Source organism: Staphylococcus debuckii, assembly GCF_003718735.1.
Taxonomy (GTDB): Bacteria; Bacillota; Bacilli; order Staphylococcales; family Staphylococcaceae; genus Staphylococcus; species Staphylococcus debuckii.
This window is the reverse complement of the sequence record NZ_CP033460.1, coordinates 2,466,184-2,490,233: the sequence shown is the minus strand read 5'-3', so window position 1 is coordinate 2,490,233 and position 24,050 is coordinate 2,466,184. Positions and strand designations below refer to the sequence as shown.

27 protein-coding genes are annotated in these 24,050 nt (G+C 37.4%); 18 read left to right on the top strand and 9 right to left on the bottom strand.

The features are described from left to right. Window positions 1-131: 131 nt before the first annotated feature. Complete coding sequence (locus tag CNQ82_RS12055) at window positions 132-806, bottom strand: IS6-like element IS257 family transposase (RefSeq protein ID WP_001105987.1); 675 nt, start codon at window positions 804-806, stop codon at window positions 132-134. Between the two features lie 61 nt (window positions 807-867). On the opposite strand from CNQ82_RS12055, the gene CNQ82_RS12050 reads away from it, so the two are divergent. Continuing rightward, window positions 868-1,047 carry a hypothetical protein gene (locus tag CNQ82_RS12050; protein ID WP_206125364.1) on the top strand — a complete coding sequence of 60 codons (180 nt, stop codon included), beginning with the start codon at window positions 868-870 and terminating at the stop codon, window positions 1,045-1,047. 96 nt (window positions 1,048-1,143) lie between these two features. Here the strand turns inward: CNQ82_RS12050 and CNQ82_RS13325 are convergent, their stop codons facing one another. Then, window positions 1,144-1,530, bottom strand: a complete 387-nt coding sequence (locus CNQ82_RS13325) for a zinc-binding dehydrogenase (RefSeq protein WP_240624892.1) — start codon at window positions 1,528-1,530, stop codon at window positions 1,144-1,146. Then, on the bottom strand, window positions 1,515-2,147 hold the full coding sequence (locus CNQ82_RS13320) for an NADP-dependent oxidoreductase (RefSeq protein WP_240624891.1): 633 nt from the start codon (window positions 2,145-2,147) through the stop codon (window positions 1,515-1,517). The genes CNQ82_RS13325 and CNQ82_RS13320 overlap by 16 nt, the downstream gene beginning before the upstream one ends. Window positions 2,148-2,404: 257 nt before the next feature. Here CNQ82_RS13320 and CNQ82_RS12040 point away from each other — a divergent pair, with 257 nt between their 5' ends. Then, the gene (locus tag CNQ82_RS12040; protein WP_123145467.1) at window positions 2,405-3,706 is read left to right on the top strand and encodes a pyrimidine-nucleoside phosphorylase; all 1,302 of its coding nucleotides are present in this window, start codon (window positions 2,405-2,407) and stop codon (window positions 3,704-3,706) included. Window positions 3,707-3,745: 39 nt separating this feature from the next. Next, entirely contained in the window at window positions 3,746-4,936 is a 1,191-nt protein-coding gene (deoB, locus tag CNQ82_RS12035) for a phosphopentomutase (RefSeq protein WP_123145466.1), read from the top strand. 51 nt (window positions 4,937-4,987) lie between these two features. Here the strand turns inward: deoB and CNQ82_RS12030 are convergent, their stop codons facing one another. After that, window positions 4,988-6,010: a PTS sugar transporter subunit IIC gene (locus CNQ82_RS12030; protein WP_123145465.1), complete on the bottom strand. Its 1,023-nt coding sequence runs from the start codon at window positions 6,008-6,010 to the stop codon at window positions 4,988-4,990. Between the two features lie 230 nt (window positions 6,011-6,240). Here CNQ82_RS12030 and CNQ82_RS12025 point away from each other — a divergent pair, with 230 nt between their 5' ends. From CNQ82_RS12025 to CNQ82_RS12015, 3 genes are all read left to right on the top strand, one after another. Further along, window positions 6,241-7,110 carry a fructosamine kinase family protein gene (locus tag CNQ82_RS12025; RefSeq protein ID WP_123145464.1) on the top strand — a complete coding sequence of 290 codons (870 nt, stop codon included), beginning with the start codon at window positions 6,241-6,243 and terminating at the stop codon, window positions 7,108-7,110. A 146-nt stretch (window positions 7,111-7,256) separates the two neighbouring features. Then, complete coding sequence (locus tag CNQ82_RS12020; RefSeq protein ID WP_123145463.1) at window positions 7,257-8,687, top strand: phosphate--AMP phosphotransferase; 1,431 nt, start codon at window positions 7,257-7,259, stop codon at window positions 8,685-8,687. Between the two features lie 86 nt (window positions 8,688-8,773). After that, window positions 8,774-9,730, top strand: a complete 957-nt coding sequence (locus CNQ82_RS12015) for a cation diffusion facilitator family transporter (protein ID WP_123145462.1) — start codon at window positions 8,774-8,776, stop codon at window positions 9,728-9,730. Window positions 9,731-10,233: 503 nt separating this feature from the next. Here the strand turns inward: CNQ82_RS12015 and CNQ82_RS12010 are convergent. Beyond that, window positions 10,234-10,860 (bottom strand): FMN-dependent NADH-azoreductase, encoded by a 627-nt coding sequence (locus CNQ82_RS12010; protein ID WP_123145461.1) that lies wholly within the window; start codon window positions 10,858-10,860, stop codon window positions 10,234-10,236. A gap of 206 nt (window positions 10,861-11,066) precedes the next feature. Here CNQ82_RS12010 and CNQ82_RS12005 point away from each other — a divergent pair, with 206 nt between their 5' ends. Then, window positions 11,067-11,366, top strand: coding sequence for a hypothetical protein (locus tag CNQ82_RS12005; protein ID WP_123145460.1), 300 nt, complete (start codon window positions 11,067-11,069; stop codon window positions 11,364-11,366). A gap of 46 nt (window positions 11,367-11,412) precedes the next feature. Here CNQ82_RS12005 and CNQ82_RS12000 read toward each other — a convergent pair whose 3' ends face one another. After that, on the bottom strand, window positions 11,413-11,679 hold the full coding sequence (locus CNQ82_RS12000) for a hypothetical protein (RefSeq protein ID WP_123145459.1): 267 nt from the start codon (window positions 11,677-11,679) through the stop codon (window positions 11,413-11,415). A 148-nt stretch (window positions 11,680-11,827) separates the two neighbouring features. Between CNQ82_RS12000 and srtA the strand changes: the two genes are divergently transcribed. After that, window positions 11,828-12,436 carry a class A sortase SrtA gene (gene srtA, locus CNQ82_RS11995; RefSeq protein WP_123145458.1) on the top strand — a complete coding sequence of 203 codons (609 nt, stop codon included), beginning with the start codon at window positions 11,828-11,830 and terminating at the stop codon, window positions 12,434-12,436. A 40-nt stretch (window positions 12,437-12,476) separates the two neighbouring features. On the opposite strand, the gene bioB is transcribed toward srtA, so the two are convergent. Then, window positions 12,477-13,487 (bottom strand): biotin synthase BioB, encoded by a 1,011-nt coding sequence (bioB, locus tag CNQ82_RS11990; RefSeq protein ID WP_123145457.1) that lies wholly within the window; start codon window positions 13,485-13,487, stop codon window positions 12,477-12,479. A gap of 289 nt (window positions 13,488-13,776) precedes the next feature. Between bioB and CNQ82_RS11985 the strand changes: the two genes are divergently transcribed. The 4 genes from CNQ82_RS11985 (at window position 13,777) to CNQ82_RS11970 (ending at window position 16,717) form a co-directional block, all read left to right on the top strand. Next, window positions 13,777-14,436 carry a Wzz/FepE/Etk N-terminal domain-containing protein gene (locus tag CNQ82_RS11985; RefSeq protein WP_123145456.1) on the top strand — a complete coding sequence of 220 codons (660 nt, stop codon included), beginning with the start codon at window positions 13,777-13,779 and terminating at the stop codon, window positions 14,434-14,436. A gap of 12 nt (window positions 14,437-14,448) precedes the next feature. Then, window positions 14,449-15,141 (top strand): polysaccharide biosynthesis tyrosine autokinase, encoded by a 693-nt coding sequence (locus CNQ82_RS11980; RefSeq protein ID WP_123145455.1) that lies wholly within the window; start codon window positions 14,449-14,451, stop codon window positions 15,139-15,141. Next, entirely contained in the window at window positions 15,138-15,899 is a 762-nt protein-coding gene (locus tag CNQ82_RS11975) for a tyrosine-protein phosphatase (protein ID WP_123145454.1), read from the top strand. Before CNQ82_RS11980 ends, CNQ82_RS11975 begins: the two co-directional genes overlap by 4 nt. Window positions 15,900-16,207: 308 nt before the next feature. Further along, the gene (locus CNQ82_RS11970) at window positions 16,208-16,717 is read left to right on the top strand and encodes a methylated-DNA--[protein]-cysteine S-methyltransferase (RefSeq protein WP_123145453.1); all 510 of its coding nucleotides are present in this window, start codon (window positions 16,208-16,210) and stop codon (window positions 16,715-16,717) included. Window positions 16,718-16,738: 21 nt separating this feature from the next. Here CNQ82_RS11970 and CNQ82_RS11965 read toward each other — a convergent pair whose 3' ends face one another. Further along, on the bottom strand, window positions 16,739-17,560 hold the full coding sequence (locus CNQ82_RS11965; RefSeq protein ID WP_123145452.1) for an alpha/beta hydrolase: 822 nt from the start codon (window positions 17,558-17,560) through the stop codon (window positions 16,739-16,741). 122 nt (window positions 17,561-17,682) lie between these two features. Then, window positions 17,683-18,291 (bottom strand): YIP1 family protein, encoded by a 609-nt coding sequence (locus CNQ82_RS11960; RefSeq protein ID WP_123145451.1) that lies wholly within the window; start codon window positions 18,289-18,291, stop codon window positions 17,683-17,685. A 246-nt stretch (window positions 18,292-18,537) separates the two neighbouring features. On the opposite strand from CNQ82_RS11960, the gene CNQ82_RS11955 reads away from it, so the two are divergent. The 6 genes from CNQ82_RS11955 (at window position 18,538) to CNQ82_RS11930 (ending at window position 24,022) form a co-directional block, all read left to right on the top strand. Continuing rightward, entirely contained in the window at window positions 18,538-19,632 is a 1,095-nt protein-coding gene (locus CNQ82_RS11955; RefSeq protein WP_123145450.1) for an efflux RND transporter periplasmic adaptor subunit, read from the top strand. Then, a complete protein-coding gene (locus tag CNQ82_RS11950; RefSeq protein WP_123145449.1) occupies window positions 19,629-20,309 on the top strand; it encodes an ABC transporter ATP-binding protein in 681 nt (226 codons plus the stop codon). Before CNQ82_RS11955 ends, CNQ82_RS11950 begins: the two co-directional genes overlap by 4 nt. Beyond that, the gene (locus CNQ82_RS11945; protein WP_123145448.1) at window positions 20,306-21,481 is read left to right on the top strand and encodes an ABC transporter permease; all 1,176 of its coding nucleotides are present in this window, start codon (window positions 20,306-20,308) and stop codon (window positions 21,479-21,481) included. The genes CNQ82_RS11950 and CNQ82_RS11945 overlap by 4 nt, the downstream gene beginning before the upstream one ends. Window positions 21,482-21,715: 234 nt before the next feature. Then, complete coding sequence (gene cidR, locus CNQ82_RS11940) at window positions 21,716-22,603, top strand: cidABC operon transcriptional activator CidR (protein ID WP_123145447.1); 888 nt, start codon at window positions 21,716-21,718, stop codon at window positions 22,601-22,603. Window positions 22,604-22,952: 349 nt separating this feature from the next. After that, window positions 22,953-23,339, top strand: coding sequence for a CidA/LrgA family protein (locus CNQ82_RS11935; protein ID WP_123145446.1), 387 nt, complete (start codon window positions 22,953-22,955; stop codon window positions 23,337-23,339). Next, window positions 23,336-24,022, top strand: a complete 687-nt coding sequence (locus tag CNQ82_RS11930; protein WP_123145445.1) for an LrgB family protein — start codon at window positions 23,336-23,338, stop codon at window positions 24,020-24,022. Before CNQ82_RS11935 ends, CNQ82_RS11930 begins: the two co-directional genes overlap by 4 nt. Window positions 24,023-24,050 lie beyond the last annotated feature (28 nt).

Below are 24,050 nucleotides of genomic sequence, written 5' to 3'. Positions count from 1 at the left end.
ATAGAACCATAATTAACAGAGCAAATCAGGTCACAACTTATAAGTTGTGTCTTTGTTTTTTATCCCCTATAAGGTTCTGTTGCAAAGTAAAAAAATATAGCTAACCACTAATTTATCATGTCAGTGTTCGCTTAACTTGCTAGCATGATGCTAATTTCGTGGCATGGCGAAAATCCGTAGATCTGAAGAGACCTGCGGTTCTTTTTATATAGAGCGTAAATACATTCAATACCTTTTAAAGTATTCTTTGCCGTATTGATACTTTGATATCTTGTCTTTCTTACTTTAATATGACGGTGATCTTGCTCAATGAGATTATTCAGATATTTCGATGTACAATGACAGTCAGGTTTAAGTTTAAAAGCTTTAATGACTTTAGCCATTGCGACCTTCGTTGAAGGTGCCTGATCTGTAATTACCTTTTGAGGTTTACCAAATTGTTTAATGAGACGTTTGATAAACGCATATGCTGAATGATTATCTCGTTGCTTACGCAACCAAATATCTAATGTATGTCCCTCTGCATCAATGGCACGATATAAATAACTCCATTTTCCTTTTATTTTGATGTACGTCTCATCAATACGCCATTTGTAATAAGCTTTTTTATGCTTTTTCTTCCAAATTTGATATAAAATTGGGGCATATTCTTGAACCCAACGGTAGACCGTTGAATGATGAACGTTTACACCACGTTCCCTTAATATTTCAGATATATCACGATAACTCAATGCATATCTTAGATAGTAGCCAACGGCTACAGTGATAACATCCTTGTTAAATTGTTTATATCTGAAATAGTTCATACAGAAGACTCCTTTTTGTTAAAATTATACTATAAATTCAACTTTGCAACAGAACCTGCAAATGTACGAAATTAAAAGCGAACAAGTCGTTGAAAAAGCACAATCTATTGAGAAACCATTCGAATTCCAACTCGCTAATTTCACATTAGATAAAGAAACAAATGCCTTAGTATTACGTACACACATTACAATTGAAGACGGCTCAGACTCTGAAGACGAAGCTGAAATCCGCATTCAATAATTTTCGATAAAGCAATACCGCATGAATCTATCATGTCGCGCATACGCAAGTTGAGGGAGGGCGCAACAGATAGGATGATGCGGTATTTTTTAAATCTTAAATTTCATTTTCTGTGACGCGGATGATCACTTTACCTCGTGCATGTCCTTCTTGAATATACTCTAGCGCCTCTTTAGTCTCAGATAAATCGAAAATCTTATCGATGACTGGGCGAATGTGTTCAGCTTCTACCCATTTTCTAATCTTATTCAATTCCTTGCGACTATCACGCGTGAAAATAAAACGATAATACACTTGGCGTTCATCGGCTGCTTTGTTAATCTTTCGAGCCGCGAATCTCAACAGATATTTCTTCCATAAAGGCAAATCCAGTTCCACAGCCGTACGCGCATCTGGAATGCCATTAATCGAAACGACCGTTCCATGCGGTTTCAGAATTTTAAACGCTTTTATTAAATTATCACCGCCTAAAGTATCGAACACACCATCATAATGTTCAACACCTCCGCAAAATTCTGCTCATGATAATCGATGACTTTATCTGCACCTAAATCCTCTACAAATTCGCGATTACGCGCACTCGTCGTTGTTGCTACCTCAGCGCCCAACACTTTCGCTAATTGAATCGCAAATGAGCCGACACCGCCAGAACCTGCTTGAATCAAGACCTTCTGACCCGCACTTAAATGCATATAATCATGCAGCGCTTGATAAGAAGTCAAGCCCGCCATTGGTAACGCGGCCGCTTCCTCATAACTCAAATTCGACGGCATCGTCGCCAATTGATTTTCCGTGACCGCAATATACTCCGCAAATGCGCCGATTCTCATTCCGTAAACCGCTTCACCGACATGAAACTTCGTCACACATTTGCCCGTCTGAACCACTTCCCCCGCGAAATCATGGCCCATCACATAAGGCGTCTTTTCATTAAAGAACAAACGCATGATACCCCCTTGCGCCGCCTTAAAATCAATCGGATTCACACTCGCCGCATGAATCTTGACCAATACCTCATTCTCTTGTACCTCAGGCACAGCCACCTCATCTAATTGAGGCCGAATACTTTTACTATACTTGTGGATACGCACCGCTTCCATAACAACACTTCCTCACATCATTTCTCTAATTATACACCTCCATTCCCATAACGCTCCTAGCTTAACCCTGACACTGCCCATTTCGGGAAAAGAAAACTTTAGAGAGAGGGTAGCTCTTCAAGCGTACCTCGCTTTCTGAGTCTTTCTTTCCAGAAGGGTTAAAGGTTGCGGTAAACTGGTATGGACGTGGTAAAATAGGAGTGAATTACAGTCACATTGGACAGTCTATAGAGAATACTTTGAGGAGTGATTGGTTTATGAGAATGGTGGATTTGATTGATAAGAAGCGTGACGGCGAATCGTTGTCAGCAGAAGAAATCAAATGGATGATTGCGGAATATACAAAAGGCAATATTCCGGATTATCAAATGTCGAGTATGGCAATGGCAATTTATTTCCAAGACATGAATAATGATGAGCGTGCTGAGTTGACGATGGCAATGGTGCATTCTGGTGATGAAATTGATTTGTCGGCAATTGAGGGTACGAAGGTGGATAAGCATTCGACTGGCGGTGTCGGGGATACGACGACGTTAGTGTTGGCACCTTTAGTAGCTGCAGTCGGTGTGCCGGTTGCGAAGATGAGCGGTCGCGGTTTAGGTCATACGGGCGGTACGATTGATAAGTTGGAATCTGTCGACGGCTTCCATGTAGAAATTGCGGAAGATGATTTCATTCGTTTAGTGAATGAGGATAAATTAGCGGTTATTGGTCAATCGGGTAATTTAACGCCGGCGGATAAGAAATTGTATGCGTTGCGTGATGTAACGGGTACAGTGAATTCTATTCCTTTGATTGCATCTTCTATTATGAGTAAGAAGATAGCGGCAGGTGCGGATGCGATTGTCTTGGACGTGAAGACAGGTAACGGTGCGTTTATGAAGACGTTGGCAGATGCTGAAGCTTTGGCGCATGCAATGGTGAAGATCGGTAATAATGTTGGTCGTCAAACGATGGCGATTATTTCGGATATGAGCCAGCCTTTAGGTTATGCTATCGGAAATGCTTTAGAATTGAAAGAAGCGAGGGATACATTGCGTGGTGAAGGACCGGATGATTTAACAGAACTTGTCATGACATTAGGTTCGCAAATGGTAGTGCTTGGAGGCAAGGCGGAGACCTTAGAAGAAGCGCGCGATTTATTGCAACAAGTGATTGAGAGCGGTGCAGCTTTAGATAAGTTCCGTACATTCTTGAAGAACCAAGGGGGTAATCCTGAAGTAGTGGATCATCCTGAATTATTGCCGCAAGCGCAGTACCAAAGTGAATTGCCGGCTAAAGAAAGCGGCGTAGTGACGGAAATTGTCGCTAATGAAATGGGCATTGCTTCCATGATGCTGGGTGCCGGTCGTCAAACGAAAGAAGACGACATTGATTTAAGTGTCGGTTTAGTCTTGCATAAGAAAGTCGGCGATTTTGTTGAAGCAGGCGAGAGCTTGATGACGATTTACAGCAATAAGGAAGATATTGATGATGTCAAAGCGAAGATTTATGACAACATTACCATTTCAGAGTCTGGCACAGCGCCGACCTTGATTCACACTGTGATTACAGAATAATTATTTTTCAAAATCAGAAAGAGATAGGAGAGAGTGATTATGACAACTCCCTTTAAACGTGTACATTTAATCGTAATGGATTCAGTAGGTATCGGAGAGGGACCCGATGCGGCCGCGTTCAATGATGAAGGCAGCCATACTTTGAAACATACTTTAGAAGGATTCGAGCAAGATTTGCCGAATTTAGAACGCTTAGGACTCGGCAACATTGCGCCATTACCTGTAGTAGACAAGGTTGAGCATCCAGAAGCTTTCTATACTAAATTGAGTGAAGCTTCTGTTGGTAAAGATACGATGACAGGCCACTGGGAAATTATGGGCTTGAATATTATGCAGCCGTTCAAAGTGTATCCTGATGGATTCCCTGACGAATTAGTCAAAGAAATTGAAGATATGACAGGTCGTAAAGTTGTGGCGAACCGTCCTGCTTCAGGTACGCAGATTATTGATGAGTGGGGCGAACATCAAATGAAGACGGGCGACTTGATTGTTTATACTTCAGCTGACCCCGTCTTGCAAATTGCGGCACATGAAGATGTGATTCCGTTAGAAGAATTGTATGACATCTGTGAGAAAGTGCGTGAGTTGACGAAAGATCCGAAATACTTGATCGGTCGTATTATTGCGCGCCCTTATGTCGGCGAACCAGGTAATTTCACACGTACTTCTAACCGACATGATTATGCTTTGAAACCTTTCGGCCGCACAGTGATGAACGAATTGAAAGACTATGACTATGATGTCATCGCGATTGGTAAAATCAATGATATTTATGATGGTGAAGGTGTGACTGAAGCGATTCGTACGAAGAATAATATGGATGGCATGGACCAATTGATTAAAGTAGTGAAAAAAGACTTCACGGGTATCAGCTTCTTAAACTTAGTCGATTTCGATGCCTTGTATGGTCACCGTCGTAATAAAGAAGGTTACGCTCAAGCCATCAAAGATTTCGATGAGCGCTTGCCAGAGTTGATTGATAACTTGCAAGAAGACGATTTAGTGATTATTACAGCCGATCACGGTAACGACCCGATTGCGCCAGGCACTGACCATACACGTGAGTATATTCCGGTCTTGCTGTATAGTCCTCAATTGAAATCAGAAGCGCATGAATTGAGCGGTGATACAACTTTCAGTTCAATCGGTGCGACGATTGCAGACAACTTTGATGTGCCCTTGCCAGAATATGGTCGTAGCTTCTTGTCAGAAATGAACGTTGAAAAATAAAGATTTGAAAATAGAAACACCCGAGCTGAGGAAGCCCGGGTGTTTTTCACATTAATCTGCCACTTTTTTATTACCGATATTGATTTTCTGATCGCCGTCTTTAATCCAGCCGGCATTTTTACATACGCGATACAACAGATAGCTGACCACGGCAGGCAAGATAATTTGGAATACAGCAATTAATATCCAAGTCTTGGCTGAAGCGCCCATCGTATTAATGGTCATAATCTGTCCGATGAAACCGCTTGTGCCCATACCTGCGCCTGCGGCATTATTCGTCATCGGGAATAATGTCGTCATAATCGGTGCGATAATCGCACTCGCCACAGTAGGCGGAATCAGTATCGCAGGATTCATCAAGATATTCGGAACCTGCAGCATACTCGTTCCGATACCGACAGAAATCAAACCGCCGACGCCATTGTCTTTATAACTGGTTACTGCGAAACCGACCATTTGTGCACAACATCCGATTGTCGCAGCACCTGCCGCTAACCCAGATAAATCCAGCATTAAAGCGAGGGCTGCACTGGAAATCGGTGCTGTTAAAGCCAAGCCGAAGATAACAGCTACCAGAATGCCCATGATTAAAGGACGTTGATCCGTCGCCAACATAATCATTTTACCTAGCGACACCATAAAGTCATTTAAGAACGGACCGATAAACTTAGCCACCGCGCCACCGATTATCAACGTCAGTAAAGGCGAAATAATAATATTGACCTTCGTTTTCGCCGCATAGAAACGACTTAACTCTGTCGCCACTAAAGTTGCTACAAATGCACCGACCGCACCGCCGCCGAATTTATCGTAACCTAGCGACCCGACAATAATACACGAGAACACCACTAAAGGCTGCGCGCCTAAACCATACGCAATCGCACCGCCGATCGCAGCACCCGTCAAGCCCATGGCCACTGTGCCGATTTCAGCTAAGAAATGCAAATTCAATGCAGGAATCAGCGTCTGTTTGCCAATTGTCTGCATAATTAAACCGATAATTAAAGAGCCGAAGAGCCCTAAAGTCATATAACTTAAACCTTGAATAAACCAACGATGTAATAATTTTTTCATAATGAAATATATAAGACCTCCAGTTATTTGCCATAAGTATAGCATAGAACTTCTAAACTATTGCTTAAATATTTCGAATGATTTGCTATTTGAAAAGGAAAACCTTAGAGAGAAGAATTTTTCTGGGAGAGTGTGCCTCTTCAAAGGTTTCTTTTCCGCCAGGAAGTTAGAGAGAGCGTGAAAGTGGTATATGTATAGAGTGAAGAATATGATGAACGGGGGATACAGACATGGATAAATTATGGCAACAAAATCTACCAATTTCAGGGATTAAGGATATCGTGCCGGTGTCAGGCGGAGATGTGAATGATGCGTATCGTATTGATACGGAGGATGAGAAATATTTCTTGTTAGTGCAGCCGAATAGTTCGTATGATTTCTATTCTGCTGAAGCGGAAGGTCTGAATGATTTCGAGTATGCAGAGGTGACGGCGCCTCGAGTGGTCGCGAAAGGTGAAATTGCGGGCGATGCTTATATGATTCTGACGTGGCTGGATGAGGGCACAACGGGCAGCCAAGAAGCGTTAGGCAAGTTGGTTGCGAAGTTGCATGATTTCCATAATCCAGATAAGAAATTCGGATTTGATTATCCTGATAATGGTCCGGATGTCGCGTTTGACAATAGTTGGACGGATTCTTGGAAAGAGATTTTCGTGCATCGCCGTTTGGATCACTTGCGTGAAAAGATTGTGGAGAAAGACTTATGGGACGTGGATCAGCTCAACAAGTTTGATAATGTCCGAGAAGTGATTGTAGATGCGCTGGATAATCATAAGAGTAAAGCGTCGTTGTTGCACGGTGATTTATGGAGCGGCAACTATATGTTCTTGAAAAATGGCGAACCGGCGTTGTTTGATCCGATGCCGTTATATGGCGACCGTGAATTTGATTTAGGTGCGACACGTGTCTTCGGCGGTTTCTCTGAAGAATTCTATGAAGCGTATGATAAAGCTTATCCGTTACCGGATGGAGCAGAGCGCCGTATTGAATTCTATAAACTCTATTTACTGCTCGTGCATTTAGTGAAATTCGGTTCTATGTATGAAGGCAGTGTAGAACAATCGATGGATAAAATTTTAGCTGAGGCCAAACAGCAGTAAATGAATATGAAATGAACGTTGAACTTCCGTTTCGGCGGAAGTTTTTTTACATATCGGAATATATCTAAAGTGGAATTTTACTCATTCACGCATTTTTTCATAAAAAAATGTTAATTTAGAGATAAGTTAAAAAATGGGGTGAGAATATGTCAACTAAGATTAAAGAATTAGAGTTAGAAGCATCAAGGTTAACGAGAGAAACACATAAATTAGGAATTCCGGTGATGATCGTATTCGAAGGAGTGCCTGCAGCGGGTAAAACGCGCTTATCAAATGAACTCTTACTAACATTAGATGCTAAGTATTCTAGCTTTATCGCTACAGCATCGCCGACACCTGAAAATCTGCGCTATCAATTCTTGCAGAAATATTGGAATACGCTGCCAGGAAAAGGGGAAATCAATATTTACTTCCGCAGCTGGTATGCGCATTATATTGATTACAAAGTCAATGGTATCAAGCATTTGCAGTATAAGGATTATCATGTATTGCGTGACCAGATTGATGGATTTGAAGAAATGTTGGAAAATGATCATTATGAAATTATCAAATTCTATATTGAAATTGATGAGAAGAAGCGTCAGGATCATATCCGTCAAACTAAAGAAAATCCGCTCACACGCTGGAAAGCACAAGAATATGAAAATGTTATTCCGGATGATATTTATTTAGAAGAAATGCATAAAATCTTAAATGACCCAAAACAGAAAGACTGGAAGGTAATTGATTATACTGAGCGTGAACAAGCTACTATCAATATGTATGAACACATTATCAAGCGTTTGAAGAAAGCGATTAAAACGTATCGTGAACGTGTAGTCGAAAGAGATGGTTTATTCACTAAAGACTATAAGACAGATTTATTTGAGAATCGTTTAACGAAAGTGAAAAAAGATGAATATAATGCACAAATTGAAAAATTACAGCAACGTATGCTGGAAATCCAATTTGCCTTATATGAACGCAAGATTCCACTTATCTTGGTCTTTGAAGGAATGGACGCTGCAGGTAAAGGCGGCAATATCAAACGTATTCGTGAGAAATTGGATCCGACCGGTTATGAAGTTAACGCGATCAGTGCTCCGACAGACGTGGAATTAGCGCACCAATATTTGTGGCGCTTTGCTAGAGATATGCCGCGTACTGGCCACATTGAAATGTTCGACCGCAGCTGGTATGGCCGTGTCCTTGTAGAACGTGTGGAAGGGTTTGCGACGGTTGATGAATGGCAGCGCGCCTATCATGAAATTAATGATTTTGAAAAAATGTGGACCGATGAAGGTGCCATTATTTTGAAATTCTTCTTGAGCTTGGATAAAGATATCCAACTAGAACGCTTTAAAGCCAGAGAAGTTAATCCAGATAAGCAATGGAAGATTACTGATGAAGATTGGCGCAATCGCGATAAATGGGATTTATACCTTGAAGCGAGTGCAGATATGATTCAAAAAACAGATTCTTCACACGCACCTTGGTATATCGTACCGGCTGACCATAAGAAATCAGCACGTATTGCAGTCTTAAAACGTATTATTAAAACATGTGAAACAGCGTTGTGGGGCGTGAATCACGATTAACTAGAGTTTGGAAGCGTTTGTGTTCGCCGTGGGGGAGAGCACAAACGTTGTATTACATAATGAATATATAAAAGGGAGGGAAAATGATGGTTAGAAATTATTCTCGAAACTATTATTTTCATCATGTTGAACATCGTAAAGTTCAGCAAAGTTCGAAGCGGACACTATGGGCCTCATTAATCATCACCTTGATTTTTACCATCGTAGAATTTGTCGGCGGTTTAGTTTCTAATTCGTTAGCATTACTGTCAGACTCATTCCATATGTTGAGTGACGTTTTAGCACTAAGTTTATCAATGCTCGCTATTTATTTTGCGAGCAAAGCACCAACAAATCGCTTCACATATGGATACTTGCGGTTAGAAGTCATCGCAGCATTTTTAAACGGCTTAGCACTCGTCGTCATTTCACTATGGATATTGTATGAAGCGGTAATGCGCATCATTTATCCTAAACCGATTGAAGACGGAATTATGCTGGTAGTGGCAGTCATTGGCTTGATTGTCAACATTGTACTGACATGGCTGTTGTACAATTCATTGAAATCCGAAGACAACATTAATATTCAAAGTGCTTTATGGCACTTCTTCGGTGATTTGTTGAATTCAGTGGGCGTCATTGTCGCAGTTGTCTTGATTAAATTAACCGGCATTCAAATTATCGACCCGATTTTGAGTATTGTGATTTCAGCGATTTTATTGAATGGCGGCTATAAAATCTTGAAGAATGCTTGGATGATATTGATGGCCTCTGTTCCAGCTGGACTCGATGTCGATCAAATCATTGCCGATATGAAAAAAGCAGACCGCGTCATAGATGTGCATGAGTTCCACCTGTGGAGCGTCACTTCTGACCAATACTCGCTTTCTGCACATGTCGTTTTAGATAGCACAAGCAGTCAAGACGCTTACCAAATCATCAATCAACTAGAGCAATTGCTAAAAACGAAGTACGGTTTACACCATACTACCTTGCAAATCGAACATTTAGATTTGAACCATTTAGATGAAAATTATTTCGAACAATTTGAACATGAGCAATAAAAAAACGTCCAGAGCGCTGTGATAATGTACTCCTGAAGTTGAATATTTTAGGGGAGAGTACATATTGTCAGCGTTGTGGGCGTTTTGCTTGTTATAGATGGGTGGGGCGAGTAGGTTGAGGCGGCTGAGTCGGGGAAGGCGGAGAAGGATGGGAGGACTGTATAGGCGGCGGTCGCGAGCCTAGACACATAGGCCCCAAACTGTATAGGCGGCGGTCGCGAGCCTCGACAGTTAGGTCTGAAACTGTATAAGCGGAGGTTGCGAGCCTCGACAGTTCGGCCCGAAACTGTATAAGCGGATGTCGTGAGCCTCGACAGTTAGGCCCTCACGACCTTCACCCCACTCCCCACCACTCATCAACCCGCCATCTACCAGCACTATCCCCTAACCACGACCCCACAAATATTCATCCACAAAAAAAGAACTAGGATTTAAATCATCCTAGCCCTTGGCGCAGCGGAACAACGAAATAATTTTCCTTCCCGCCTCCACTTATTCACCTATTAAAATTCTATCGCAAAAGATTCCGCTTGTTGAATCGCATTCAATTTAATCTCTTCAGCTTTTTCAGGAACCTTATTATGACCTTCTACAGCGATTAAACGATACTTCGGCACACCCATGAAAGTGAAAATCGTACGAATATAACGATCGCCCATTTCCATATCCGCTGCAGGACCTTCACTATAGAAGCCGCCACGAGATTGGATATGCAACGCAGTTTTATCAGTCAATAAACCTTGAGGACCCTCAGAAGTATATTTAAACGATTTGCCAGCGATTGAAACCGCATCAAAATAACGCTTCACAGCAGGAGGAAACGATAAATTCCACATTGGCGTCACAATCACATACTTATCCGCAGCCACAAACTGATCAACCAATTCAGCTAAGCGGCTGACCTTATGTTGCTCAACCTCAGACAAAGATTCGCCAGACTGCAACTTGCCCCATCCAGAGAACACATCCGCGTCAATTTCCGGAACCTCATCTTTAAATAAATCAATATGCACCACTTCATCATCCGGATGCGCTTCTTCATAACTTTCGATAAACGCCTTACCCACGGCCATCGAATTAGAAACCATTTCATTGAGTGGGTGTGCAGTAATATAAAGTACTTGAGACATTTTAAAAATCCTTCTTTCTCTTTCTGTTTTTAAGATATATTTATTATACTCGGTACATAAAGTATATGTAAAGTACTATTTTTACACTTCGTGAAAGAAAGCTTTGGAAATCGCAACGTTTCGTGAACAGTGCCTCTAAAGACTATGATGACAAGGAGATGAGCGTATAATACAAGTGAATAAATGAAACCGAGGTGTTTTTCAACATGAAGAATTTAATCATTGGATTATTGCTCGTTATGCTTATTATGGGTTCTGGCTATAATATGATTAAAGCGGAAATGCATCATGACTCCAATGCGATTGCTGCTCAAAAGCAAAAGATGAAAGGCATTACGACAGAGGCGCAATTGAAAGCTGTCTTTAAAGATCCTAAGAAGAAAGAAGGCGCAAAGTTAGCCGCTTATGAAAATGCAGTAGAAAACCACGTACTGCCACGCAGCAAACATTTTCAAACTGCAGAAGCTGCTTATAAAGAATCATTAAAATTAAAACATGCCAAATAAAAAGCAAAGCAGTCGCTTCATGAATGTCTGTGCGGACATGTCTGAATCACTGCTTTGCTTCATTATGTTGAGTGAAATCTGAAATTTCAATATGTCGTAAATCATATAAAGATGGCAGATGTTCTGTAAAGCTTTCAAGTTTCTGCAAAAATGGATATTCATTCGTCCATTGATTGACTTGATCTGCAAATTGTCCATCAACAAATTGATGATACATTTGCGGAATAAAAGTGAGCAATCGATCATCTTGCCACAATTTATAAATCCCTACTAGTGCCAATGCAATAAATAATCCTTTAATTAATTTCCACATCATCTTTCTCCTCGGAAAAAGTAAGTCTTATATTTAATTGTATAATATTTTTATGCAGATTACCAGAATGTGATAAAGGCTATATGTAAGGTAGAAAGCGTGATATAATTTAACAACTGACATCAAGAATTTTATTAGGAGGCAAAGTATGGGTAAATGGCGTTCTCGTTTATTCTCTATTATAGGAGTACTGCTCATTTTAGTGGGGGTCTTTTTCCTATTTAAACCGCAAATTGATCATTTTATTACAGGTAAACAAAACGACGAAAAAATCGAACAATATGATAAGCAACAAGCAGACAATAAAGCCAAACATAAAGCAGCACCAAAAGTGCCAAAGGATAAATCGCAATTAGTAGGCTACATAGATATTCCGAGTGTTAATATTAAAGAACCGGTTTATCCAGGGGCCGCTACACCAGAACAGTTGAATCGTGGTGTAAGTCTAGCAGAAGGTGATGAAACTTTGGACCAACAGAACATTTCTATTGCAGGGCACACTAATACGAGTGGAGATTATCAATTTACCAATCTGCACAAAGTGAAGAAAGGTGCAGAAGTAACCTTTAAAGTCGGTGATGAAACCCGCAAATATAAAATGACTTCAATCAAAGATGTAAGTCCCGATGAAGTCAGTGTATTAGATGAGCATAAAGGTCAAAAAGAACAACTTACGCTGATTACATGTGATGATTATAATCCTCAAACTAATGAATGGGAAAAGAGAACCATCTTTGTAGCGAAGAGGGTAGCATAAGAAAAAGGCTGGGACATAATAATGTCTCAGCTTTTCTCTTTTAAGCTTCCAAAGTTGCAGTGATTTTTTCAGCTGTATCTTCAGGAAGATTGCTGCAATCAATTTCAAAGCCTAAATCTTGAATCATACGATAATCCATAGTGTTCGGCTGGCCGCCCGTAATCAGGTAGTCACCCACAAAGATTGAATTCGCAGCAAGCAATGCAAAAGGCTGCAATGATTGCAAGTTGACTTCTCGTCCGCCGGCAATACGTATTTCTTTAGTTGGATTGACTAAGCGGAAGATAGCAATAATGCGCAAACATTTCATAGGTGTTAATTCATCCATATTGCCGAATTTAGTTCCTTGGATGGGATGCAAGAAATTAATTGGAATACTATCTGCATCTAATTCTTTTAAAGCAAAGGCCATATCAATTCTATCTTGAGCAGTTTCTCCCATGCCGCAAATTACACCTGAACAAGGAGAAATGTTATTTTCTTTCATAATTTCTACAGTTTTTACGCGGTCTTCATATGTGTGTGTGGATACAACAGTGTCATGATAGTTCTCGCTTGTATTTAAGTTATGGTTATAACGGTCTACGCCAGCTTCTTTTAAACGATGCGCTTGATCTTCATTTGCTAAACCTAGACAAGCACACACTTTCAATTGAGGGTGATTTTCTTTAATCGCACGCACAGACTCAGTAATATGATCAACTTCTTTATCGCTTGGTCCGCGCCCGCTCATCACAATACAATATGTACCAATTTGGTTATCTGCAGCTGCATCCGCTCCTGCGATAATATCGTTTTCTGGAATTAAAGCATAACGATCTTTACGCTTCATATCTCGAGATTGGCCACAGTACCCACAATCCTCTGGACAAATCCCGCTTTTAGCATTCAAAATCATATTTAATTTAACTTTCTTTCCATAATAATGTTTACGTACAGCATATGCTTCATCTAACAAAGTAAATGTATCAATTGATGTATCTGTATATAAATCGTAAGCCTCTTGCTTGGTTAATGCACCGCCGTTAATTATTTTATGTGCAATCTCCATGGTTCAAATCCCCTTTACTTAATAATATGTTAACTATTAACAATAAAAAGTTTACATTTTATAAAGGAATAACGCAAGATGAAATTGGATAAGTAACTACAGTAAATGTAAATCCAATGTAAAGTTATTATTAATAATTGGTTATATGTGTTAACTTATTTGAAGAAATTATCTATAATCAAATATAAATTGTTTGGGAATTTAGTTTTGTTGAGAATTTGAGTATTACCGCAATATTGGTTTTGAATAATTTAAATAAATTGTTGTTAAGTAAGGGAGATAGTAAGAAATGGAAACAATGCTTGATTATAGACAAATATTAAATACAATTAAAAAGAATTTATGGTTGCTCATCACTTTACCTTTAATATTTGGAATATTAGTTTTTGCTGGTACACATTTTTTGATTAAACCAAAATATGAATCTTCAACTCAAATTATAGTTAATCAAAAAGAAAAAGATGATCAGATGTTAGCTCAACAACTTCAATCCGATTTACAACTTGTAAATACATATTCAGAAATTATTAGAAGTCCTAGAATTATGGATGAAGTATCAAAAGATTTAAAAAACAAATATTCAGGTAGTCAGCTTTCAAGTATGACTACTATAGAAAGTGCGGCACAATCACAAATTTTAAAAATAAAAGTAATTACACATAATGAAAAAGATTCAAAAATCATTGCTAATAAAGTAGCAAATACTTTTAAAAAAGAAATAGATAATATTATGAAAGTAGATAACGTCTCAGTTTTATCAAAAGCAGGAAATGGTGTAAAAATTTATCCAAAGCCAATGACTAACACATTGCTTGGTGCACTAATTGGTTTAGTGATAGCAATTTTTATTGCTGCGGCAAGAGAATTATTTGATAAAAGAATCAAAGATGAAGAAGACGTTGAAAAAATTCTGGATTTACCAGTATTAGGCGCAATAAATAGATTTTAAAGGGGTAAAATAATGAAACAAAAAACAACACTAAAACATCAACTCATCACTTTAAATCATCCTAAATCTGTGATTAGTGAAAAATTCCGTGGTATAAGATCTAACTTATTATTTTCTTCAGCTGATACAGCTATAAAAGGAATAGTAGTAACAGCTGAAAAACCGGCAGCAGGAAAATCTACTATCGCTTCAAATTTAGCGATTACATATGCACAAGCAGGTTATCGTACACTTATAATAGATGGAGATATGCGGAAACCTACTTTGCATTACATTTTCAACAAAAATAATAACCATGGTTTATCATCAGCTATTATTAAAAATGTAGAGCTAGAGGAAGCAATAAAAGAAACAGAAATTGAAAACTTAGATTTATTGACATCTGGACCTATTCCACCCAATCCCTCAGAGTTAATCGGATCTTCGAATTTTAATGAGATTATTGAAGTATTAAAAGAACAATATAACTTTATTGTTTTAGATACACCGCCAATTAATACAGTAACTGATGCTCAAATATATTCTAAGTATATCAAGCATTCAATACTAGTAATTGATGCTGAAAAGAATAATAGAACAGAAATCATCAAAGCGAAGTCTCTTTTAGATAGAGTGAATTCAAAAATATTAGGTGTCGTCTTGAATAGAATGCCAAAAGATAAATCATCAAGCTATTATGCTTATTACGGAAGTGAAGATAAGTGATTGATATCCATAATCATATTATTGCTGGTGTGGACGATGGACCTGATATTAATGTAGAAACGATTTCTTTGTTGAAACAAGCTAAAAAAGAAGGCATAACAGGAGTTATAGCTACGCCTCATCATTTGCATACTAAATATTCAAACGATTTTAATGAAGTAAAAAAAAGAGTTGAAGAACTTAATCTACAAGAAGAAATAAAAGAACTAGGAATTTCTATTTATCCAGGTCAAGAAATAAGGATAACAGATCAGATTATTATTGGAATTGAACAAGAAACGATTAAGGGATTGAATGATTCCAAATACTTACTCATCGAGTTTCCTTCGAATGAAGTTCCGTATTATACAAAACAATTATTTTTTGAGATTCAAGGTAAAGGTTATATTCCGGTTATTGCTCATCCTGAACGCAATAAAGCAATTATACAAAATGTTGAAATACTTTTTGATTTAATTAGCGGTGGGGCATTAAGTCAAATTACATCTACATCATTGGCTGGTAATCTTGGGAAGAAAATACAAAAGTTCTCTCTTCAATTATTGAAAAATAACTTAACACATTTTATATCTTCAGATGCACATAATACTGCAGAGAGACCGTTTATAATGAATTCTCTTATTGATAATAAGAAGTTAAATATTGTTGAAAATGAAATGAAACAATGCATTGAAAATGCTGAAAAATTAATTGATAATCAAGACATTATCAAAGATATTCCGAGTATTCCCAAAAAGAATAAGTTCTGGTTATTTTAAATAAAATATTATTGAGACGACTTTTCATTGTTGAAAGTCGTTTTTTATTTTAGAAGGTAAAAATGAAGGAGGTAAAACGATAACTGGAATAGAGTTCGCAGTACTCGGCTCCATCTTCTTATTCTGGAGACGTCGTAAAGAAGAAGACGATGAACAATAATTGAATTAATAGTATTAAGGGGCGCATCTAATTTGAGGTGTGTCTCTTTTTCATACATACTATTGTTGAGAATTTTTTTGAAAAAGAAGAAAAAAGAGCAGAAAGAGCGTTTATATTAATGAAGGCGAAAAAAGAAGGGTGACTTAAAATGTATATTACTGATTATCAATCACCAGTTGGTATCTTGACATTAGAATCAGATGGTGAAAACTTAACTGGAGTTTATTATGAAGGACAATTGAATAAAGATAACCCACATTTAGAAAAGATAAATCAAGATGAGCAGGAGATATTCAAGAAAGTAAGTACATGGTTGGATGCATACTTTGAAGGAAAGAATCCAGAAATCAACTTTCCTTATAAAGCTGTGGGAACAGAGTTCAGAGAACAAGTCTGGAACGAACTTACTAAGATTCCATATGGCAAGACAGTGACATATGGAGAAATTGCCAAAAAGCTTGCTGAAATGCGCGGCAAAAAGAAAATGGCGGCACAAGCAGTAGGCGGGGCTGTCGGTAGCAATCCGATTTCTATTATCATTCCATGTCATCGTGTAGTTGGTCAAAATAACAGTTTAACTGGATATGGCGGTGGGCTCGAAATTAAGAAACAACTATTAGCCTATGAACATCATAATTCAGACAATTTTAAAGAGTAGTTTAGTATAATCTCTGTTTATCTAAGTGAGCAGTCCTATTAAAAAATCAACGGCCTTTTGATAAACTTCTGCTACTTCTGGAGTCATTACTCTATCGAAATCATGTTCATCTGTTGGAATACTTACAAGAGAACTGTTTAAAACTGAATGATGCAATCTTAAAGCTTCACTGTAAGGTACATCGATATCGTTTACAGCGTGTGCGATAAAAATAGGTGGAAGCTTTTTGAGTGCTGCATCTGAAAGATTAAAGCGACTTGCAGAAGCGTCTTCTATTCCGACATATTCATACCATAAAGCATTACCTCTCGTATACAGATAGAGCGGGTAACGAATTTGAGTCGGACCGGAAGTAATAGGAGAAGATTGCAACATAAGTTGGATCATAGGTTCAGTCAGCTTTGAAGTTTTGCGTTTGAAAATTTCATGTTCATGACGAAATTCAGTTAAATCTATTTGACTATAGCCATAGAAATCTAAGATACCGTCTACTTTTCTATGATTGGCTATTTGAATAGCTAGATAACCGCCTGAAGAACGACCGAAAGTAAATAGGGGTAAGTCAGAATATAATTTATCAATTTCATCAAATACGGCGATTGCATCTGAAATAATAGTTTCAAAATCAGATTCTGGAGCGAGACGGTAAGGTGCCAGTACTAAGTGAAAAGATTGTGTAAGTATCTTAACAATATTTTCATTTAAATCAGTTGGAGAACCGGAAATCAACCCACCCCCATGGTAATAAACAATAACGCCTTTCGGTTTCTCGGCAGCTGGAATTACATGAGTTTTTAAAATGAAATCATCTTTGGTTTTGATAGATAATAATTTTTCAGTCATTTGAAATCTCCTATATTCATAATTATTAGTTATATTAAAAGATAGTTAAATCAATTGAAAGTAAAAAGGACAAGGACAAAATAATGTCCTTGTACCTCTCGCTTATATGTACATATATTTTATTATTGTCCAATCGCACCTATCAAAGCAGAACCGATTGATAAAACAACAAATACTACACCGAAAATAATTGAGACTTTCCCTGAAAGTCGACAAGTTTTATAAAGCAATAAAGTGAATAGATAACCTGAAATGAGTGTTTGTAAATTAAAGGCACCCAACACTTTGTTGCCTTTGTCGAAGATATTAAGACTAGTGATACTGTATTGAACTAGATCTAATCCCACGATGACTTGAATTAAAGTAACTACTAAAGCAATGCATGAACTTACTAACAAAGCAAAAAGTGTACCAGCGAAAATACTGCGTTTTCTAACTTGTGATTTAAAGATTCGTGCGATTGCTAAGACGATAAGCCAAGAAAAGAGTAGCGTGAAGAGTGAACCTAAAATACTCGTAATAGCTGAAACAGGTCCCATAATGGCATCGGCCTTTTTCATATCAGCACCTGGATTATTATTTGTAAGTTGTCCAGCAAAATCTGAAAAACTAACTGTTAACCAAATTGAAGCTGAAACAACAATCAGCCAAATGATAAGATTCAGCACCCATTTAGGTTGCTCTCTGAATTTACTAAATGTAGAGCCGAGAATTAAATTAGATTGATCCATGATGAATTCCTCCGAAATTTGTAATTAAATCATATCTTACCATACTCTTTTTGAAGTGATAACCATAATTTAATAAAAAGATTAATTTTCTAAATTATTAATAAGACTTAGGATGAAATAATAAGAATTCATGAAATTTTGCCAACAAGGCTTACAGTTTTGTTATAATCTCTGTAAATGTATATTTTTTTATTAAAATTATGATACGCTTTATTAGTCACAAAATATAAGATAGGAGCGAGCGACTTGAAAAGGAAAACAATTTGGATTATCTCGATTATTGCAGCGATATTAGTATTATTTATTATTGCTCTGGTTGTAAAAAAGACCTCAGGAGATTCTGATAACAAAAATACATATGAAGTTTATAAAACTAAATATGAAAGTCCCTTAACTATGCAAGGGAAAGCTTCCCCTTATTCAGTAAAATCTTATTTAAATAATAGTTCTGTTGGTAACTATTTATATACATTAGTTTCAGACGGGCAAAAGGTAGAAAAAGGACAACCGCTTATCAGTTATGATACGAGCGGAAATTCAAGAGAAGACCTTGTAAATAAGGTGAACCAAGCACAGCAAGCAAGAAATAAAGCACCGAATGATGATAATACATTTACACAATTAAATAAGGCGTATAAAGCATTAAACGATTTTGATAATCAAGTGAATGACAGCATCTATGCAAGTTTCCCAGGAACAATCCAAATCGTGCAAAGCGATCAACCAAATGATGGCCAAACAATTTTACAACTGGTTTCCAATGAGCCTCAGATAAAAACTACAGTGTCTGAATATGACCTTAACAAAATTAAAAAAGGTAAAGAAGTTGATTTCAAAGTCAACAGCACTGGCGAAAAAGGAACTGGCCAAATCAAGCAAGTTTCAGAATTGCCTACAAGTTATGAAGACAATTTGCAAGGTGACAGCGGTGGATCAGCTGGCATGTCCAGCGGAGGAGACGATGCAGGCGAAGGTCAAGAAGGAGGCGCTGCAAGCCAAGCTTCAAATCCTGTTGTAAACGACGTTGATGAAAAGGGCGGCTCAAGTGACGCTTCAAAATATAATGTAGTTATCAGCAACCTTTCAAAACCAGTCAGAGCAGGTTTCTCATTAGATGTTTCAGTTCCTTCTCATGCTATTAAATTACCATCAAGCGTTTTAACCAAAGGTAATTATGTTTACGTAATTGATAAACATAATAAAGTGGAAAAACGTCAAATTAAAATAGAAGAAAGAGATGGACAAAAATATGTGAAATCAGGCTTGAAGGAAGGAGACAAACTTGTTAAGCACCCTAAATCTTCTTTAAAAAGTGGAGATAAGATAGAGGTGGCGAAATGATTAAATTAAAAAACATAAATCGCTCTTTTAAAAACGGTGATAAAACCAACCATATTTTAAAGGATATCAACCTTGAAATTAATAAAGGAGAATTTATTGCCATAATGGGGCCATCTGGTTCAGGTAAAAGTACATTGATTAATATTATCGGCTTTATTGACCGCGGATATAGTGGTGATTATTTATTCAATGGAAAAAATTATAAACGCAGTTCGGATAATAAGTTAGCTGAAATCAGAAACCACGTGGTAGGTTTTGTCTTCCAGAACTTTAAATTAATACAAAATAATACCATTTTAGAAAATGTCAGCATTCCTTTAGTTTATGCAGGTATAGGAAGTCAAGAAAGAAAAAAGAGAGTATTAAGCACATTGCATGACGTGGGGCTATATGATAAAGAAAACTTAGTTCCGAATAAATTGTCTGGGGGCCAACAGCAACGTGTAGCGATTGCACGCTCTATAGTGAATCGACCAGATTTCATCATTGCCGATGAACCTACAGGGGCTTTAGACTCCAAAACTTCAGAAGACATCATGGAGTTGTTTACTAAATTGAATAAAGAAAAACATACTACTATGATTATGGTAACGCACGACCGCGAAGTGGCAGAACAAGCAGACCGTATCATTCATATATTGGATGGTCGTATTCAAAAAGAAGAGGTGATACGATGAATCGATTAGCAAATATATTATCCGTATCACTTCGTTCAATTATGAAGAATAAACGCCGTAATATCTTCACTATGATTGGTATTATCATAGGGATAGCAGCAGTTATTACCATAATGTCATTAGGTAATGGTTTTAAGAAGACAGCTTCAGAGCAATTCTCTGATTCAGGTGCTTCTAAAGATGCAGCGATTATTAACTTTATACCGACAGGAGACTCTAATGAGAAAACAGATCCTTTTTCTCCTAATGATATACAGACAGCTGAACGTGTTGATGGTGTTGCAAGTGCGCATAAAAAGGAAGACAAGAATCAGTCTTTCCAAGCCAAAATGACTAATAGCCAACATCATGGAGACCTCAATGTATATAAAAAGAATTCCTATGATAGCGTAGATAAAGGACATGGATTTTCTTCAGATGATAATGAGCTTGAAGAAAAAGTAATAACTGTCGACAATCAAATTGCTAAAAAAGTATTTCATAATGAAGCAATCGGTAAGACACTTTTCATTGGAGAAGAAGGGTTTAAAGTAATAGGCATTGCTAATGAAGGTACAGAGGAAAATACTGTTTATATGCCTACGAAAACATTCGATCATTATTTGCCGAATCTTACTCAAAATATGGCTCAACTTGAAATTAAATTAGATGAAGGCAGCAACAAAAAAGAAGTAGCTAATAAAGTAGCTAAAAAATTAAGTGAAAAAGGTTCTGGGCAATCAGCAGGGACTTATCAGTATTCTGATACCGAACAAATGATGAAAGGTATTACTAAAATATTTGACGGTATCACATACTTTGTAGCAGCAGTAGCAGGTATTTCACTCTTTATTGCTGGTATCGGAGTAATGAACGTGATGTATATTTCGGTTGCAGAACGTTCTGAAGAAATTGCGATACGGCGTGCATTTGGAGCTAAAGCACGAGATATTGAGATACAGTTTTTAGTCGAGAGTGTGGTCTTGTGTTTAATAGGTGGTATTATCGGTTTAATACTTGGTATTGCTATCGCATCACTCGTTGATGCAGTCACACCAAGCTACATCAAGAGTGTAGTCAGTCTAGGCTCAGTGCTATTAGCTGTAGGTGTTTCAACATTAATAGGTGTTGTATTTGGTTGGATTCCTGCACGTGCAGCAGCGAAAAAAGAATTGATTGATATTATTAAGTAAGCCAGAGGGGGCTGGGACAAGTTTTTGTCTCAGCTCTTACTTTTTGAACTGGCAGTAGCTATCTGAATAGAAATGTGCTTATTTCTAATTAATTTTGGAGAAGCGACATGACGTAATCATTTCAACCAATGTTATTTATGTCTCGCTTCATTCATGCTTAAAGTTGAATATTTTAACAAAACTGGCTATCTTTAAATTGAGAATAAAATTAAATGTAGAAAGGAGGACATTCAAATGGATATTAAACAAATGAGCTACTTTATTGCCATTGTTCAACAAGGCGGTATGACAAATGCATCAAAGGAATTATACGTCGCTCAACCAACAATCAGTAAAGCAATTAAGGATTTAGAAAATGAATTGGGAAGTCCTTTATTTGATCGCAGTAAACGTCATTTATCTCTTACAGATAGCGGTGAGATTTTTTATAAGAAATCACTAGAAATTATGAACCTTTTCGATAACCTCCCTAAAGAAGTGAATCAATTGAAAGGGTTAGAAGCGGGACATATCAGTATTGGCTTGTCTGCTGTGATGAATATGAATAAGTTTATAGAAACGTTAGGTGATTTTCATCAGATGTATCCTAACATTACTTATAATCTCGTTGAAAACGGCGGTAAAGCCTTAGAACAACAAATTATCAGTAATGAAATTGATATAGGTATTACTACTCTGCCAGTGGATAACGCAATCTTTGAATCAATTCCTCTATATAATGAAGATTTATTGCTAGTAGTCAGCGAAACGCATCCATTGGCCCGTAAAGATAAGGTGGAAATGAAAGAACTAGCCAATGAAGATTTTATTCTTTTCAATGAGGATTTTTACTTGAATGATAAAATAATTGAAACAGCAAAACGTTCTGGATTTGTCCCTAAAACAATTTCTAAAATTTCGCAGTGGAACTTTATTGAGAATTTATTGACGGAAGGTTTAGGAGTTAGTATTTTGCCTGAAAATATTGTGAAAATGTTGAATGGGCCGATACATAGTCTGAAGATTAATGATGACGCAATGCGTTGGCAGCTTGGCGTTATATGGAAAAAAGAAAAGTATATCAATTATGCTACAAGAGAATATATTGACTACATGAAAACTGCATTAACTACAACGGAATAAATAATAGGGAGGCTGGGACATAATGATGTCCTGGTTTTTCTTTTTGAACAGAAAATATGCTTATCCCAAGCTTCATCTAGATGGATTGAGCATCACAATACTGACACAGTTAAGTTTTTAAAATTTTCACATTTGAAAGAAAAGTAATAGATGACATCGCTTACATAGAAAAAAGTAATAGTTACTATCCAAAATCGATATTTTTATTATACACAAAGTTGTCATAGAATAATGGTTGTAAGTCAGAAGAAATAGCATAGAATGATTTATTTACACTCTGATTCAAACACCAGAATCACTAAAAAATAAGTCACTCTATACAACTAAATTAAAGGAGAGGTGTTGGCTTATGACAACTAGAGCATTAAAAATAATATTACAAGTCATAGTAATTTATGGCATTACAATGTTAGGCAACACCATCCAACACTTATTGCATATTCCATTAGCTGGAAGCATCGTCGGCCTAGGACTTTTTTTCCTACTATTACAATTTAAAATAATTCCTGTCAAGTGGGTCAAAGACGGTGCAGACTTCTTATTAACTACAATGGTATTTTTCTTTATACCTTCAGTAGTAGGAGTCATGGATATTGTAAGTGATATTCATTTAAACTTCATCGTTTTCTTTGCTGTTATTATACTCGGTACTATTGCAGTAGCGTTTACTTCTGGACTTATTGCAGAAAAAATGGCGAACAGAACTCATGTTACTAAAGGACATCATGTATCATGATTTGGATTAAAGGTATTTTAATGATTGCATTAACCGTTATCATGTACCTTGCCGCTAAGAAAATCCAACAAAAATACAAGAATCCTTTTCTTAATCCAGCCCTAATTGCTTCACTAGGGATAATTATCGTGTTAGTGTTGTTTCGTCAAGATTATAGCGGGTACATGTCTGGTGGTAAGGTAATTAACCAACTTCTCAGCTGTACAGTAGTATGCTTAGCATATCCGCTATATATTAATCGACACAAAATCGTCGAAAATTTTAATATCATTTTCGCAAGTGTTATTACAGGAGTGGTACTTAACTTTACGTTAGTCTTCTTTTCATTGAAATTACTGGGTTATTCGAAAGAAGATATTGTAACACTCTTGCCGCGTTCTATTACAGCAGCAGTCGGTATTCAAGTATCGCACCAAATGGGCGGCGCAGATACCATCACTGTACTCTTTATCATTACTACCGGCTTAATCGGCAGTATGTTGGGTTCTCTGTTGCTGAAAATAGGTCACTTCAAATCGTCCATCGCGAAAGGAATGGCTTATGGGAATGCCTCCCATGCATTCGGAACGGCTAAAGCACTTGAAATGGATCTGGAATCGGGAGCTTTCAGTTCAATCGGAATGATATTAACTGCGGTAATTAGTTCAGTACTTTTACCCATCCTCATTCTCTTTTTCTACTAACGTAGCGAAAGAGTTATTCATTGTATAG

Excerpts from the sequence above, each read along its gene's own strand:
- CNQ82_RS12055 (WP_001105987.1), bottom strand. The coding sequence starts at position 806 with ATGAACTATTTCAGATATAAACAATTTAACAAGGATGTTATCACTGTA.
- CNQ82_RS12050 (WP_206125364.1), top strand. The coding sequence starts at position 868 with ATGTACGAAATTAAAAGCGAACAAGTCGTTGAAAAAGCACAATCTATT.
- CNQ82_RS13320 (WP_240624891.1), bottom strand. The coding sequence starts at position 2,147 with ATGGAAGCGGTGCGTATCCACAAGTATAGTAAAAGTATTCGGCCTCAA.
- CNQ82_RS12040 (WP_123145467.1), top strand. The coding sequence starts at position 2,405 with ATGAGAATGGTGGATTTGATTGATAAGAAGCGTGACGGCGAATCGTTG.
- deoB (WP_123145466.1), top strand. The coding sequence starts at position 3,746 with ATGACAACTCCCTTTAAACGTGTACATTTAATCGTAATGGATTCAGTA.
- CNQ82_RS12030 (WP_123145465.1), bottom strand. The coding sequence starts at position 6,010 with ATGAAAAAATTATTACATCGTTGGTTTATTCAAGGTTTAAGTTATATG.
- CNQ82_RS12025 (WP_123145464.1), top strand. The coding sequence starts at position 6,241 with ATGGATAAATTATGGCAACAAAATCTACCAATTTCAGGGATTAAGGAT.
- CNQ82_RS12020 (WP_123145463.1), top strand. The coding sequence starts at position 7,257 with ATGTCAACTAAGATTAAAGAATTAGAGTTAGAAGCATCAAGGTTAACG.
- CNQ82_RS12015 (WP_123145462.1), top strand. The coding sequence starts at position 8,774 with ATGGTTAGAAATTATTCTCGAAACTATTATTTTCATCATGTTGAACAT.
- CNQ82_RS12010 (WP_123145461.1), bottom strand. The coding sequence starts at position 10,860 with ATGTCTCAAGTACTTTATATTACTGCACACCCACTCAATGAAATGGTT.
- CNQ82_RS12005 (WP_123145460.1), top strand. The coding sequence starts at position 11,067 with ATGAAGAATTTAATCATTGGATTATTGCTCGTTATGCTTATTATGGGT.
- CNQ82_RS12000 (WP_123145459.1), bottom strand. The coding sequence starts at position 11,679 with ATGTGGAAATTAATTAAAGGATTATTTATTGCATTGGCACTAGTAGGG.
- srtA (WP_123145458.1), top strand. The coding sequence starts at position 11,828 with ATGGGTAAATGGCGTTCTCGTTTATTCTCTATTATAGGAGTACTGCTC.
- bioB (WP_123145457.1), bottom strand. The coding sequence starts at position 13,487 with ATGGAGATTGCACATAAAATAATTAACGGCGGTGCATTAACCAAGCAA.
- CNQ82_RS11985 (WP_123145456.1), top strand. The coding sequence starts at position 13,777 with ATGGAAACAATGCTTGATTATAGACAAATATTAAATACAATTAAAAAG.
- CNQ82_RS11980 (WP_123145455.1), top strand. The coding sequence starts at position 14,449 with ATGAAACAAAAAACAACACTAAAACATCAACTCATCACTTTAAATCAT.
- CNQ82_RS11970 (WP_123145453.1), top strand. The coding sequence starts at position 16,208 with ATGTATATTACTGATTATCAATCACCAGTTGGTATCTTGACATTAGAA.
- CNQ82_RS11965 (WP_123145452.1), bottom strand. The coding sequence starts at position 17,560 with ATGACTGAAAAATTATTATCTATCAAAACCAAAGATGATTTCATTTTA.
- CNQ82_RS11960 (WP_123145451.1), bottom strand. The coding sequence starts at position 18,291 with ATGGATCAATCTAATTTAATTCTCGGCTCTACATTTAGTAAATTCAGA.
- CNQ82_RS11950 (WP_123145449.1), top strand. The coding sequence starts at position 19,629 with ATGATTAAATTAAAAAACATAAATCGCTCTTTTAAAAACGGTGATAAA.
- CNQ82_RS11945 (WP_123145448.1), top strand. The coding sequence starts at position 20,306 with ATGAATCGATTAGCAAATATATTATCCGTATCACTTCGTTCAATTATG.
- cidR (WP_123145447.1), top strand. The coding sequence starts at position 21,716 with ATGGATATTAAACAAATGAGCTACTTTATTGCCATTGTTCAACAAGGC.
- CNQ82_RS11935 (WP_123145446.1), top strand. The coding sequence starts at position 22,953 with ATGACAACTAGAGCATTAAAAATAATATTACAAGTCATAGTAATTTAT.
- CNQ82_RS11930 (WP_123145445.1), top strand. The coding sequence starts at position 23,336 with ATGATTTGGATTAAAGGTATTTTAATGATTGCATTAACCGTTATCATG.